Source organism: Lysobacter sp. CCNWLW3 (assembly GCF_036697405.1).
Classification (GTDB): Bacteria; Pseudomonadota; Gammaproteobacteria; order Xanthomonadales; family Xanthomonadaceae; genus Lysobacter.
Window position 1 is genome coordinate 647,451 of sequence record NZ_JBAHWA010000001.1, and the last position, 11,895, is coordinate 659,345.

The 11,895-nt window shown below is 69.2% G+C and carries 11 protein-coding genes; all 11 read right to left on the bottom strand.

Going from position 1 to position 11,895, the window contains the following annotated elements; translation table 11 throughout:
- Positions 1–150 precede the first annotated feature (150 nt).
- Positions 151–1,605 carry a wax ester/triacylglycerol synthase family O-acyltransferase gene (locus tag V1318_RS02920; protein ID WP_332937539.1) on the bottom strand — a complete coding sequence of 485 codons (1,455 nt, stop codon included), beginning with the start codon at positions 1,603–1,605 and terminating at the stop codon, positions 151–153.
- A gap of 124 nt (positions 1,606–1,729) precedes the next feature.
- Positions 1,730–3,160, bottom strand: coding sequence for a deoxyribodipyrimidine photo-lyase (locus V1318_RS02925; protein ID WP_332937541.1), 1,431 nt, complete (start codon positions 3,158–3,160; stop codon positions 1,730–1,732).
- A gap of 97 nt (positions 3,161–3,257) precedes the next feature.
- Positions 3,258–4,895 (bottom strand): S8 family serine peptidase, encoded by a 1,638-nt coding sequence (locus V1318_RS02930; RefSeq protein ID WP_332937544.1) that lies wholly within the window; start codon positions 4,893–4,895, stop codon positions 3,258–3,260.
- Positions 4,896–5,145: 250 nt separating this feature from the next.
- The gene (alr, locus tag V1318_RS02935) at positions 5,146–6,222 is read right to left on the bottom strand and encodes an alanine racemase (RefSeq protein WP_332937546.1); all 1,077 of its coding nucleotides are present in this window, start codon (positions 6,220–6,222) and stop codon (positions 5,146–5,148) included.
- Positions 6,223–6,405: 183 nt separating this feature from the next.
- Positions 6,406–7,542, bottom strand: coding sequence for a M23 family metallopeptidase (locus V1318_RS02940; protein ID WP_332937547.1), 1,137 nt, complete (start codon positions 7,540–7,542; stop codon positions 6,406–6,408).
- Positions 7,543–7,605: 63 nt separating this feature from the next.
- Positions 7,606–7,941: an NIPSNAP family protein gene (locus tag V1318_RS02945; protein ID WP_332937549.1), complete on the bottom strand. Its 336-nt coding sequence runs from the start codon at positions 7,939–7,941 to the stop codon at positions 7,606–7,608.
- Between the two features lie 143 nt (positions 7,942–8,084).
- Positions 8,085–8,375: a glycine zipper 2TM domain-containing protein gene (locus V1318_RS02950; protein WP_332938310.1), complete on the bottom strand. Its 291-nt coding sequence runs from the start codon at positions 8,373–8,375 to the stop codon at positions 8,085–8,087.
- A gap of 366 nt (positions 8,376–8,741) precedes the next feature.
- Positions 8,742–10,154 (bottom strand): replicative DNA helicase, encoded by a 1,413-nt coding sequence (locus V1318_RS02955; protein WP_332937551.1) that lies wholly within the window; start codon positions 10,152–10,154, stop codon positions 8,742–8,744.
- A gap of 301 nt (positions 10,155–10,455) precedes the next feature.
- Positions 10,456–10,908, bottom strand: coding sequence for a 50S ribosomal protein L9 (rplI, locus tag V1318_RS02960; RefSeq protein ID WP_056175089.1), 453 nt, complete (start codon positions 10,906–10,908; stop codon positions 10,456–10,458).
- Between the two features lie 166 nt (positions 10,909–11,074).
- Positions 11,075–11,305: a 30S ribosomal protein S18 gene (gene rpsR / locus V1318_RS02965; RefSeq protein ID WP_055899483.1), complete on the bottom strand. Its 231-nt coding sequence runs from the start codon at positions 11,303–11,305 to the stop codon at positions 11,075–11,077.
- Between the two features lie 12 nt (positions 11,306–11,317).
- The gene (gene rpsF, locus V1318_RS02970; protein WP_056175092.1) at positions 11,318–11,746 is read right to left on the bottom strand and encodes a 30S ribosomal protein S6; all 429 of its coding nucleotides are present in this window, start codon (positions 11,744–11,746) and stop codon (positions 11,318–11,320) included.
- Between the last annotated feature and the right edge of the window lie 149 nt (positions 11,747–11,895).

Here is an 11,895-nt window from a genome sequence, read left to right on the forward strand (position 1 = left end):
GGTTCGATCGCGGCTTACGCCGCTCCCACAGAAGGCATGGCGTGGCGCGGCTTGTGACCGAAGCAAATCCTTGCGCGGCGCCGCCACTACCCCGAGCTCGGCGACGGCGGCAGGGTGCGAACGGGTCGCACCCTGCCTGTCGCCTGGCGCTCAGCCGGCGGGGATCAGGGCGTCGGCGCCGGCGGCGTCGAGGGTGTGGTCCCAGTTGCCCATCAGCGCCAGGTACAGCAGCTTGTCGAACTCGGCGCCGAAGCGGCTGATCACCGCGTCGGGATCGGGGATCAATTTGGCGTCGGCGATCAGTCCGAAGTGGACGCGGCCGTTGTAACTGAGGATGGAGATGCCGACGCCGATCGAGCCGGTCTGCGGCACCCAGAACATCATCTCGCGCAGCGTGCAGCCGGCCAGGTACAGGGGCTGCTGCGGGCCCGGCACGTTGGTCGCCACCGCGGTGGCCTTGCGGCTGAAGAGTTCCAGCGCCAGCCCCTGCAGCTGCGACGGCGCCATGCCAAGGGCGGCCAAAAGACCAAATGCAACAATGGCTTGCCGTGAATTTTTAAGGTTGTTCATGCATTCGGCGACGCGTTCGACCCGACGGATCGGGTTGTGCTCGCCGACCGGCAGTTCCAGGAACACCAGGCCGAAATGGTTGCCGAGTTTCTTGGCGTGCTCGAGCGGGCGCAGGTTGACCGGCACGGTCGCGCGCAGGGTCACGCCGTCGACGCTGTCGCCGCGCTCGATCATGTAGTTGCGCAGCGCGCCGGCCGCGGTGGCCATCAGCACGTCGTTGACGGTGCAGTCGCAGGCGCGGCCGACCGCCTTCACTTCTTCCAGGTCCAGCGGTTCGGCCCAGGCCACGCGCTTGCTCACCCCGAGCTTGCCGCGCAGCAGCGAGGGCGGATCGTCGGACAGCGCCAGCGCATTGAGCAGTTCGCGCGCGATCTCGCCGCCCTCCTTGGCCAGCATGCCGGCCAGGGTCGGGTCGCGGTACATCTCCATGCCCTTTTCCAGCGCGCGCGAACCCAGCTTCATGTAGCGGTCGACCGCGCCGACCCGGCGCGCGACCTCGACGCCGTCGGTCTTGAGCCAGGCGTGCGGCAGGTCGCTGCCCTTGGCCGGCTCGCGGGTGGTATCGGTCAGCGACAGCAGGACCTGGACCAGGGCGATGCCGTCGGCGTAGCTATGGTGGATGCGCGCGATCAGGGCCGAGCCGCCGTCGTAGCGCTCGACCAGATGGAACTGCCACAGCGGCCGGCTGTGATCGAGCGGGCTGGACGCGAGCTGGCTGACGAAGCGTTCCAGGCCGCGCTTGCCGCCGCGCCCGGGCAGCGCGGTCAGCTGCACGTGCCAGTCCAGGTCGAAGTCCTCGTCGGTCTGCCAGGACGCGCCGGCCGGCGTGTCGACCGCTTTCTGGCGAAAACGCGTATAGGCCAGGAAGCGCTGCTTGACCACGCGCCGCAAGGCATCGATCGACATCGGTTCGGCGAACATCAGCACGCCGGTGATCATCATCGGATTGGTCGGTCGCTCCATGCGCAACCAGGCCGTATCCACTCGCGACATCGGTTCGCGACGCGCGCGTTTGCGCGGTTGTGCTGTGGCCATGCGCCCTCCAAAGCGTCTGCGCCGAGTGAATCACGCGGCCGCGAGCGGCGTCAACGCGAGAAGGCGGGACTCCGGATCGGCAAGAGCACGGCCGGCTCGGCGCGCGCTTGCCGTAGGCCGTGCCCTACTCCCGCTGTTTTCGGTAGGCGGCGAGCGCGGCGTCGCGGCCGGCGGCCAGGTCGACCAGGGGCTGAGCCGGATAGTCGGGAGCCAGGCGGCGCAACGTCGCCGGTTCGCGCCAGGGCGCATAGTGCAGGGGCAGCGGCAGCGCCGCCAGCTCCGGTACCCAGCGCGCGATATAGCGGCCGTCGGGATCGAACTTTTCGGCCTGGGTGACCGGATTGAACACGCGGAAGTACGGCGCGGCGTCGGCGCCGGTGCCCGCCACCCATTGCCAGCCCAGGGTGTTGTTGGCCAGGTCGGCGTCGACCAGGGTGTCCCAGAACCAGCGCGCGCCGTGGCGCCAGTGATAGCGCAGATGCTTGGTCAGATAGCTGGCGACGATCATGCGCACGCGGTTGTGCATCCAGCCGGTGTGCCAGAGCTCGCGCATGCCGGCATCGACGATGGGCACGCCGGTGCGGCCGTGCTGCCAGTCCTGCAGGCGCGGCTGGACCAGGCGCGCCCAATCGAAATCGTCGAAGCGCGGGTTGAAGTTGCGTTGCGGTGTTTCCGGGAAATGGTGCAGCAAATGGTGGGCGAACTCGCGCCAGCCCAGCTCGCGGATCGCCGCGTCGATGTCGCCCGCGCGCGCGGCGCTGCGTCGCGCCTCCAGGGCGGCGACCACGCGCCAGGGCGCGATCTCGCCGAAGTGCAGGTGCGGCGACAGCCGCGAGGTGCCGACGCGATCGGGACGGTCGCGCTGCTGGGCGTAGCCGTCCAGCGCACCGTCGAGGAAAGTTTCCAGGGCTTCGTGCGCGCCGGCCTCGCCGGGCCGCCAGTGTTGCCAGAAACCCTGGTCCCAGGCCGGCGACGGCAGCAGCTTCAAGGCTTCCAGCGGCACGCCTTCCGGCCCGGCCGCGCTGGCGGGCAGATGCGCCGGCGGCTCCCAGGTCGGCGCCAGGCGCCACCCGGCCAGGGCGGCGCGCCAGAACGGCGTGAACACGCGATAGGGTTCGCCCTGCTTGGTCGCCAGTTGCCAGGGCTCGAACAGCAGCGCGCCGTTGTGGCTTTCCACGCGCGCGCCCTGACGGCGCAGGGTCTGCTTGATGCGGGTGTCGCGCTTCTCGATCGCCGGCTCGTAGCGGCGGTTCCAGTACACCGCCTCGGCGTCGGTCGCCAGCAGCAGCGATTGCAGGGTCGGCAGGCTGGGGCCTACGAAGCGGCGCAGGTGCGAGCCGCGCGCGCGCAGGTCGCGGTCCAGCGCGGCCAGGGAATGATGGCGCCAAGCGTCGGAAGCGGCGCCGGGCCGCCAGTCGCCCTGCTCGTCGGGCGCATGGATGTAGATCGGAATCGGCGTGTAGCCGTCGTCCAGCGCGGCCCGCAGGGCCGGATTGTCGGCCAGGCGCAGGTCGTTGCGGAACCAGACCAGCGCGGTGGCGGCAACATCGGGCATCGCGGAACCGGGGCGGCCTAGGAGAACGCCAGTATGCCGTCCGGCGCGGCCGGCGACAGACGGGGCCCGGCTGGGCCCCGTCCGCGTTTTGTGACGCTTACTGCGACTGCAGCTCGGTGATCGCGGCCGGCATCTGGACCAGGCCCCAGCCGGTGTTGTTGTCGTAACCGGCGGCGTCGATGTCCTGCGCCGTGGTCAACAGCGCGTCGCGCACCTGCGCCGCGGTCGCGGTCGGCTTGGCGCTCCACACCACCGCGGCCGCACCGGACACGTGCGGGGTCGCCATCGAGGTGCCGCTCATGGTCTCGTAGGCGGTGTTGGACAAGGACGGGGTCGCGTCCAGCGTCATGGTCTGACCGGCCAGGCCGGCGACGATGGCTTCGCCGTCGGCCTTGCTGATGCCCAGCGCGGGCAGCGTGGTGGTGATCGGCTGGAGGTTGGCGTCGTACATGCCGATGCGCAGCTCGCCGGCGACGTTGTTGTAGATCACCACGCCGGCGGCGCGGCCGGTCTTGGCCTTGGTGATCTTGTCGACGAAGGTGTTGGTGCCGCGCTGGCAGAGCACGATCTTGTTGCGCCAGGTGGTGGACGAGGCCTGGCACAGGCCGCCGTTGACCCAACCCGCGCTGACCGTGGTCTGCCTGGAGCCGTCGACCGGGATCGCGGCGAAGCTGGAGTTGCCGACCAGCAGCGGGTCGTCCTTGAGCGGATAGGTGCTGAGCGTGTCCACGCCCGGCGCCGCGATGTCGACCGCGCTGTTGAACTGCGAGAAATCGGCCTTGACGTTGGCCGAGTCGATCGCCGCCACCGACACCACGCTGGCGTAAGACGCCGGATAGCTGAGGCTGGAATTGCCGCTGTTGCCGGCCGCGGCGATGCTGAGCACGCCGTTGTTGGCCAGGGTCTGGAAGGTGTTCTGCTCGGTGGTCGAGCTGTTGGGGCCGCCCAGGCTCATGCTGATGATCTTGGCGCCGGCGGTGTTGCAACGGTTGGCCGCATCGACCAGGGTGGACGAATAGGTCCACGAGCACTGGCCGTGGCTGCCGCCGTTGGTGCCGTTGCTGCCGAAGATCTTGATGATGTGCAGCGAGACCTTGCCCGGGCTCACGCCGACCACGCCGGTGCTGTTGTTGGCCGCGGCGATGGTGCCGGCGACGTGGGTGCCGTGACCGCAGGTGTCGGTGTCCCAACCGGTCGGGTAACCGGTGATGGTCATGCCGGCGAAGTCTTCGTGGGTCTTGTTGATGCCCGAATCGATCACGCAGACCTTGATGCCGGCGCCGGTGGCCGCGCCCGCGTCGAGCACGCCGTCCTGGTTGGCGTCCCACACGTTGCGCGCCTGCACCTGGTCGATGCCGTAGGGCACGCTCTGCGCCTGCAGGTAACGCGGCTGGTCGATCTCGACCGATTCCACGTCCGGATTGGCGCGCAGCGCCTTGATGGCTTCCGGCGAGGACAGCGTCATCACCGCGCTGTTGAGGCGGTCGAACTGGTAGTTCAGCACGGCGTCGCCGCCGCGCGCGGCGCTGAGCTTGCCGCGCAGCGCCTGGATGCGCTGGCCCAGGCTCTGGCTGGAAACCGCGGCGCTCTTGCCGGTGGCGGCGCTGACTGCGCCGGCCTTGAACTTGACCCAGACGCGATTCGGATTCGGTTGCTCCTGCGCTGCAACGACGGTGGAAGCGACCATCGTGGCCAGGCCCAGGCCCAGCGCGTACATCAGCTTGCTCTGCTTCATCGATCCCCCAATGGAATGTCGGCCGCGCTCCGGACGGAGCGGCCTTAGGCGCGGGCGTGCCGTAGCGCCCGATCGACCGACCTTATCCAAACGGGCGAATACCGCTCCCCCCCTACCTGTTGGGGAAAAATCCCAGCTTTTGCGACCATATTCTCACTTTGGAGAAGTGCGCATTCGGCGCTGCACATCGCGTATGCCGACGATCCACACAAGGGCGCCAGTCACGCGAAGCGCAGGGGCCGCAGCGGGCTCAGGTCTCGACGAAACGCACCCGGCGGGTGATCGAGCAGGTCAGCTCGTAGCCGATCGTGCCGGAGACTTCGGCGATGCGTTCGACCGGCAGCTCCGGGCCCCACAGCAGCACCGGGTCGCCGACGCGGGCGTCGGGGATGCCGCGCAGGTCGATGGTCATCAGGTCCATGGAGACGCGGCCGATCACCTGCGCGGGCTGGCCGCCCACCAGCACCGGCGTGCCGGAGGGCGCCGCGCGCGGATAGCCGTCGCCGTAGCCGATCGCGGCCACGCCGACGTTCATGTCTTCCGGGCATTCCCAGGTCGCGGCGTAGCCGATGCGCTCGCCGCGGCGCACGCGGTTGACCGCGATCAGGCGCGTGGACAGGGTCATGGCCGGGCGCAGGCCGAAGTCGGCGCCGGTGGTGCCCTCCACCACCGAGATGCCGTACAGCGCGCCGCCGGGACGGATCCAGTCGGCGTGGGCGTCGGGCCAGCCCAGCACGGCGGCGGAATTGGCCAGCGAGCGCGTGCCCTCCAGCCCGGCGGTGGCTTCGGCGAACGCGCGCAGTTGCATGCGCGTCTGCGGCTGGTCGAATTCGTCCGAGCTGGCGAAGTGGTTCATCAGCACGATGCCGTCGGCCACGCCCGCCAGCGCCGACAGGCGCGCATGGGCTTCGCGCACCTGCTCGGGGGCGAAGCCGAGCCGGTGCATGCCGGTATCGACCTTGAGCCAGCAGCGGATCGGCTCGCCGGCGGCGGCCTGCTCCAGCATCTCGATCTGGCTGAGGTGGTGGACCACGGTCTCCACGCCCAGGCGGCGCAGCTGCGGCAGATCGTCGGCTTCGTCGAAGCCCGACAGCAGCACGATCGGCTGCGACAAGCCCGCAGCGCGCAGGCGGTCGGCGTCGGACAGCGCGGCCACGCCGAACGCGTCGGCGCCTTCCAGGGCGCGGGCGACGCGCTCCAGGCCGTGGCCGTAGCCGTCGGCCTTGACCACCGCCATGACGCGGCTGTGCGGCGCGCGCGCGCGCGCCTGGGCGAGGTTATGACGCAGGGCGTCGGTGTGGATGCTTGCGGAAGTCGGGCGTGCCATCGCGCTAGTTTATCGGCTGGCGCCTTGCGCAGGCTGTCGGGGTGGATGCTGGCTGCGGGAGGTCGCGGGTGCGCCCTCATCCGCCCTGCGGGCCCCTTCTCCCGCCAGCGGGGGAAGGAATCCAAAGCCCGCGCAGTGAGAGCGTTTCGGCTGGCGACAGAGGAACCTGGCGCCCGCACGGCCTCAGTCTTCGAATTCCAGCACCGTGTTGGGAGCGGGCCGCTCGCGTTCGCGATCGGGCGCCTGCGAAGCCGGCGCCCACGGCGCCTTGCCCAGTTGGGCGAGGTCCGGGTAGCGGCCCAGTACGCGGAAACCTTCGAACTCGAACGCCACGCCTTCCGCGCCCAACGGCGAGGCGCGGTCGGCGACGTGGAAATGCAGGTGCGGGCCGGTGGAGTCGCCGGTGAAGCCGAGCGCGGCAACGACCTCGCCGCGGCGCACGCGTTGACCCGCCCTGACCCGCAGGCTGCCCGGCTTGAGGTGCTCGTAGAACGCGTATCGACCGTCGCCCAGGTCCAGCGCGACATAGTTGCCGGTGGCGTCGCCCAGCGCCTGCTTGCCGTGCTCGGACACGCGCTGGGTCTCGCTCACGTCGTCGCGCACCGCGGCCACGGTCGCGTCGGCCACCGCCAGCACCTCGGCGCCGTAGCCGTAGGCTTGGGCGACCAGATCGGCATCGCCGCCGGTGGTGCGGCCCTCGGCGTCGAGCTTGACCCAGTCGATCGCGTAGCGGCCCGGAATGCGTGCGCGGCCGTCGATCGTGTAGAGCACGCGGCGATGGCCGCGCATCCAATCCGGGTGGTGAATGGCGATCCAGGGACCGCCGCGCACCGGCGGCCCCAGGGCCAAGGCGGCGGCCTGGGCCACCGCGACTTCGCCGCCGTCCAGCCAATGCGGCGTGTCGCTGCCGGCGACGCGGTAGCGCAGGCGATGGGCGAGCCGTCGCGGCACCGGCGCCTGCGCCGGCAGGCTCAGCTCCAGGTAGAGCACGCCGCGCTGGCCCGGCGCCAGGGTCAGCGCGTCGCTGCCCGGCGCCGCCGCTAGGCGGTCGAAGCGGCGCTCCAGCGCCTGGCCTTCGTAACCGGCCAGCCCCTGCCCGCCCTCGCCGTCGCGCGCCTCGGCGCTCAGCAGTTGCAGCGGCTCGCGGCTGAAGTTGGTCAGGTGCAGTTCGTAAATCAGCACCGCTGCGCCGTCTACCCGCACCGGCGCCGGCGCGGCCGGTACCTGCAGGTCGAAGGACTGGCGCAAGGGTGCGGCGCGATCGGCCGCGAACGACGAAGCGGCGAAGGAAAACAGAGCGGCTAACGCGATGGCGCGCATGCGGTGCGGTGTCCTGGGAACTTGGAAGAAACCCGGCGCAACCGCTGCGCCGGGCGCGGAGGTTCAGCGGTCGTAGCGCAATTCGTCGATCGCGGCGTCCGACAGCCACAGCAGGGTATTGAGGTAGTCGTCTATGCAGTCGACGACCTCCGCGCGCGGCCCTTCGCGCCAGGCCGGCGAGGAATAGAACGCGTCCTGTTGCGCGACCAGGTCGGCCTGGTCGCGGTAGGCGCGGATCAGGTACCAGCTCTCGCGCTCGTGCCAGCTGCGCCCGAACGCGACCACGTCCATGCCGTGCTCGCGCAGCAGCGGCAACGCGCGCGCGCGCATCGCCTCCTGGAATCGCGCCGCCGCGTCCGGCTTGAGCCGGTAGCTGCGGATTTCGATCAGTCGCTTCATGGCGCGCTCCCGGGTGATCGGCAGCGGATGCTGATCGACCCGGGCGGCTGCGCGCAAGTCGCTACGGTCATGCTCCGTGAGCGGGCGGAAACAAAAACGGGCCGGCTTGCGCCGGCCCGTTTCCCTTCGCGAAGAGCGTGCGCTCAGTCGCAGCGGCGCTCGATCACGGTCTCGGTCTTGTTCTGCTGGTTTTCCTGGATCTTGCGGCCGACCAGGGCGCCGCCGACGGCGCCGGCCGCGGTCGCGACCTTCTTGCCGCTGCCGCCGCCGACCTGGTTGCCGAGCAGACCGCCCGCGACCGCGCCCAGGGCGGTGCCGGTGATCTTGTGCTTGTCCTTCACTTCTTTCGGGCGCTGCACTTCGACGTCGTAGCAATGCGGCTGCTTGGCCGGCTTGGCCTTGGACTTGGTCTGCGCGGCGGCACCGGTCGCCATCACGCAGGACATCAGGGCGACGGCGAGGGTGGATTTGAGCTTGGCGTTCATGGGGAATGCACCGGTTGGAGTAGAGGGCCACGGCAACATGCGCCGCGCTTCGTCACGGCCGCGTCAAGCGCGGCACCGTGTCTGCGCGACAGTCTGGCGCTTGCAGTCTGAACCGTCGCAGGCGCGCGCGCTGCAACCCCGATCACATCCGCGTGCTGGACGACGAACGGCGATCGCGATGAGCCGCCAGTCCCTGCTGTTCGCCCCGCCGCGATCGGCGACGGCGATGCGGCCGCCTGCCCTCGTCGGCCGCGGCTGGCCTCGCCGCACATGGATCCGAAGCCGGACCGCCGTGGGCGAGCCGGCCGCCGCCGCTTACTCGAACGACCCCACCGAGTCGTGCGCGAGGTTGTCGAAGCGGGTGTACTCGCCGAAGAACTTGAGCTTGAGCGAGCCGGTCGGGCCGGAACGCTGCTTGCCGATGATGACCTCGGCCAGGCCTTTGTCCGGCGAGGTTTCCTTGTTGTAGTAATCGTCGCGGTAGATGAAGACGATCACGTCGGCGTCCTGCTCGATGGCGCCCGATTCGCGCAGGTCGGCCATCACCGGGCGCTTGTCGGCGCGCTGCTCCAGCGAGCGGTTGAGCTGCGACAGCGCGATCACCGGCAGGTTGAGCTCCTTGGCCAGGTGCTTGAGCGAGCGCGAGATCTCGGAGATTTCGGTGGCGCGGTTTTCGCTGTTGCCGGGCACCGACATCAGCTGCAGGTAGTCGATCACGATCAGGCCCAGGTCGTGCTCGCGCTTGAGGCGGCGCGACTTGGCGCGCAGCACGTCCGGCGACAGGCCCGGGGTGTCGTCGATGAAGATCTTGGCCTCGCGCAGCTGGCGGATCGCGCTGGTCACGCGGCTCCAGTCCTCGTCCTCGAGCTGGCCCGAGCGCAGGCGCTGGGCGTTGACGCGGCCGACCGAGGAAATCAGGCGCAGCGCCAGCTGGCTGGCCGACATTTCCATCGAGAACACCGCCACCGCCTTCTTGCTGCGGAAGGCGGCGTACTCGGCCATGTTCAGGGCCAGGGTGGTCTTGCCCATGGCCGGACGCGCGGCGATGATCAGCAGGTCGGTGTTCTGCAGGCCCGCGGTCATTTCGTCGAATTCGGTGTAGCCGGTCGGCAGGCCGGTCACGCTGCCGCCGTTGGCGTAGCGCGTCTGCAGCACATCGAAGGCTTCCGACAGCGCCTTGTTGACCGGGGTGAAGTCGGTGCGGCCGCGCGCGCCGGCTTCGGCGATCGCGAACACTTCCTGCTCGGCCTTGGCCAGGATCTCGCTGCTGTCGCGGCCGTCGGGCTGGAAGCCGTCGTTGACGATGCCGGTGCCGACCTCGATCAGCTGCCGCAGCACCGCCTTGTCGCGCACGATCTCGGCGTAGGCGGCGATGTTGGCGGCCGAGGGCGTGGTGCTGGCCAACTCGATCAGATAGGCGCCGCCGGCGACCTGCTCGGACAGGCCCATGGAATCGAACCACTCGCCCAGGGTCACCGCGTCGAAGGGCCGGTTCTTCTCGGCCAGTTCGCGGATCGCACGGTAGATCAGCTGGTGGTCGCGACGGTAGAAGTCGTCCTCGACCAGCTGGTCGGCGACGCGGTCGTAGGCGTCGGGCGCCAGCATCAGGCCGCCGAGCACGGCCTGCTCGGCTTCGATCGACTGCGGCGGCACGCGCAGCTGGTCGATGCGCTGCTCGGCGCGGGTTTCGAACCGCTTCTCGCCGCGGAATCCGCTTCGTGCGCTCATCTGTGTCGCGGTCCTCGCTGAGCGGCCGTCTTGCGCGGCCGTTGATATCGGGGTGGTTCGTCGCCCCGCAGGGGGCCCGGCCGGTCGGACATCGTAGAGGCGAATGCCCCGCCGGCGTTGCATACAAGCCTGTGACGAAGCTGTGGATAAGAGGTGGGCAACTTCCCCTCTATCGCACACTCCGTTCTCATCGGCTGCGACGGTAGCCGTCGCGGCGATGCCGGGGCCCTGGCGCGGACCGGCCCGCAAAAACGAAGGGCGCCTCGCGGGCGCCCTTCGTTCTACGCAAGCCCGCGTCGGATCAGGCGGCTTCGCCTTCGATCACGACCTTGACGGTGACTTCGACGTCCGCGTGCAGGTGCAGCAGGATGTCGTACTCGCCGGTGCGGCGCAGCGGGCCTTCGCCCATGATCACTTCCGACTTCTCGACCGGGTGGCCGTGCTTGGTCAGGGCCTCGGCGATGTCGCGCGGGGTGACCGAACCGTACAGCTTGCCTTCGGTGGAAGCGTTGGCGTGGATCGTGACCGACACGTCCTCGAGCTTGGCCTTGCGGCCTTCGGCGCCGTCGAGCAGCGACTTGGCCTTGGCTTCGTAGTCGGCGCGCTTGGCTTCGAACTCGGCCAGGTTGGCGGCGGTGGCCGGCACGGCCTTGCCCTGCGGGACCAGGAAGTTGCGGCCGTAGCCCGGCTTGACGTTGACCTTGTCGCCCAGGTTGCCCAGGTTGGTGACTTTCTGCAGGAGGATCAGTTGCATGGTGGTGCTCCGTATTCGTTAGCGGGCCTGTAGGTCCGCAGCAGAGGACGCTGTCCGAAAAGGCTTTGTGCGGGTTCGGGCGCTGTCGCGGCCCTCACCCCTGCCCTCTCCCGCTGGCGGGAGAGGGGGACAAAGGGTTCGCCCGCAAGCGGGCGAACGTCTTTACTTATGCGTTGTGGTTGTCGGTGTACGGGATCAGCGCGAGGAAACGGGCGCGCTTGACGGCCGTCGACAGCTGGCGCTGGTACTTCGACTTGGTACCGGTCACGCGGCTCGGCACGATCTTGCCGGTCTCGGTGAGGTACTGGCGCAGGGTGTTGAGATCCTTGTAATCGATCTCTTTGACGCCCTCGGCGGTGAACTTGCAGAACTTGCGGCGGCGGAAGAACTTGGACATGAGTGCGATCCCTTAGGCGGCTTCGGCGTTGTCTTCGGCGCTGTCGGCGGTGCCGACTGCGTTGTCGCTGTCGTCGTCACGACGACGGCGCTCGCCGCGCTCGGGCTTGTCGCCCTTCTCGTCCTTGAACTTCATGATCAGGGACTGTTCGGTGTCGGCCTCGTCGCGCTTCATGACCAGGTGACGCAGCACCGCGTCGTTGAAACGGAAGCCGTCGACCAGCTCGTTGAGCACGGTCTGGGTGACTTCGATGTTGAGCAGGACGTAGTGGGCCTTGACCAGGTTCTCGATCGGATAAGCCAGCTGACGACGGCCCCAATCCTCGAGACGGTGGATCTTGCCTTCGCCGGCTTCGATCAGCGACTTGTAGCGCTCGATCATGGCCGGGACCTGCTCGCTCTGGTCCGGGTGGACCAGGAACACGACTTCGTAATGACGCATCGTTGTTTCCTTGTGGGTGTCGGCCCGTCGACCGGGCCGGTTCAGCCCCCCGCCACCGGGCGAGCGATCGCCGGGCGCGGTAGGGCAAGGGTCCTACGACGGCACCAGGCCTCGCGGGAGCCGGAAATTATGGCAGGGTCAAGGGCTTA

What these genes read in the sequence shown, in the direction of transcription:
- V1318_RS02920 (WP_332937539.1), bottom strand. Translation starts at nt 1,605, where the DNA reads ATGGCCACAGCACAACCGCGCAAACGCGCGCGTCGCGAACCGATGTCG.
- V1318_RS02925 (WP_332937541.1), bottom strand. Translation starts at nt 3,160, where the DNA reads ATGCCCGATGTTGCCGCCACCGCGCTGGTCTGGTTCCGCAACGACCTG.
- V1318_RS02930 (WP_332937544.1), bottom strand. Translation starts at nt 4,895, where the DNA reads ATGAAGCAGAGCAAGCTGATGTACGCGCTGGGCCTGGGCCTGGCCACG.
- alr (WP_332937546.1), bottom strand. Translation starts at nt 6,222, where the DNA reads ATGGCACGCCCGACTTCCGCAAGCATCCACACCGACGCCCTGCGTCAT.
- V1318_RS02940 (WP_332937547.1), bottom strand. Translation starts at nt 7,542, where the DNA reads ATGCGCGCCATCGCGTTAGCCGCTCTGTTTTCCTTCGCCGCTTCGTCG.
- V1318_RS02945 (WP_332937549.1), bottom strand. Translation starts at nt 7,941, where the DNA reads ATGAAGCGACTGATCGAAATCCGCAGCTACCGGCTCAAGCCGGACGCG.
- V1318_RS02950 (WP_332938310.1), bottom strand. Translation starts at nt 8,375, where the DNA reads ATGGCGACCGGTGCCGCCGCGCAGACCAAGTCCAAGGCCAAGCCGGCC.
- V1318_RS02955 (WP_332937551.1), bottom strand. Translation starts at nt 10,154, where the DNA reads ATGAGCGCACGAAGCGGATTCCGCGGCGAGAAGCGGTTCGAAACCCGC.
- rplI (WP_056175089.1), bottom strand. Translation starts at nt 10,908, where the DNA reads ATGCAACTGATCCTCCTGCAGAAAGTCACCAACCTGGGCAACCTGGGC.
- rpsR (WP_055899483.1), bottom strand. Translation starts at nt 11,305, where the DNA reads ATGTCCAAGTTCTTCCGCCGCCGCAAGTTCTGCAAGTTCACCGCCGAG.
- rpsF (WP_056175092.1), bottom strand. Translation starts at nt 11,746, where the DNA reads ATGCGTCATTACGAAGTCGTGTTCCTGGTCCACCCGGACCAGAGCGAG.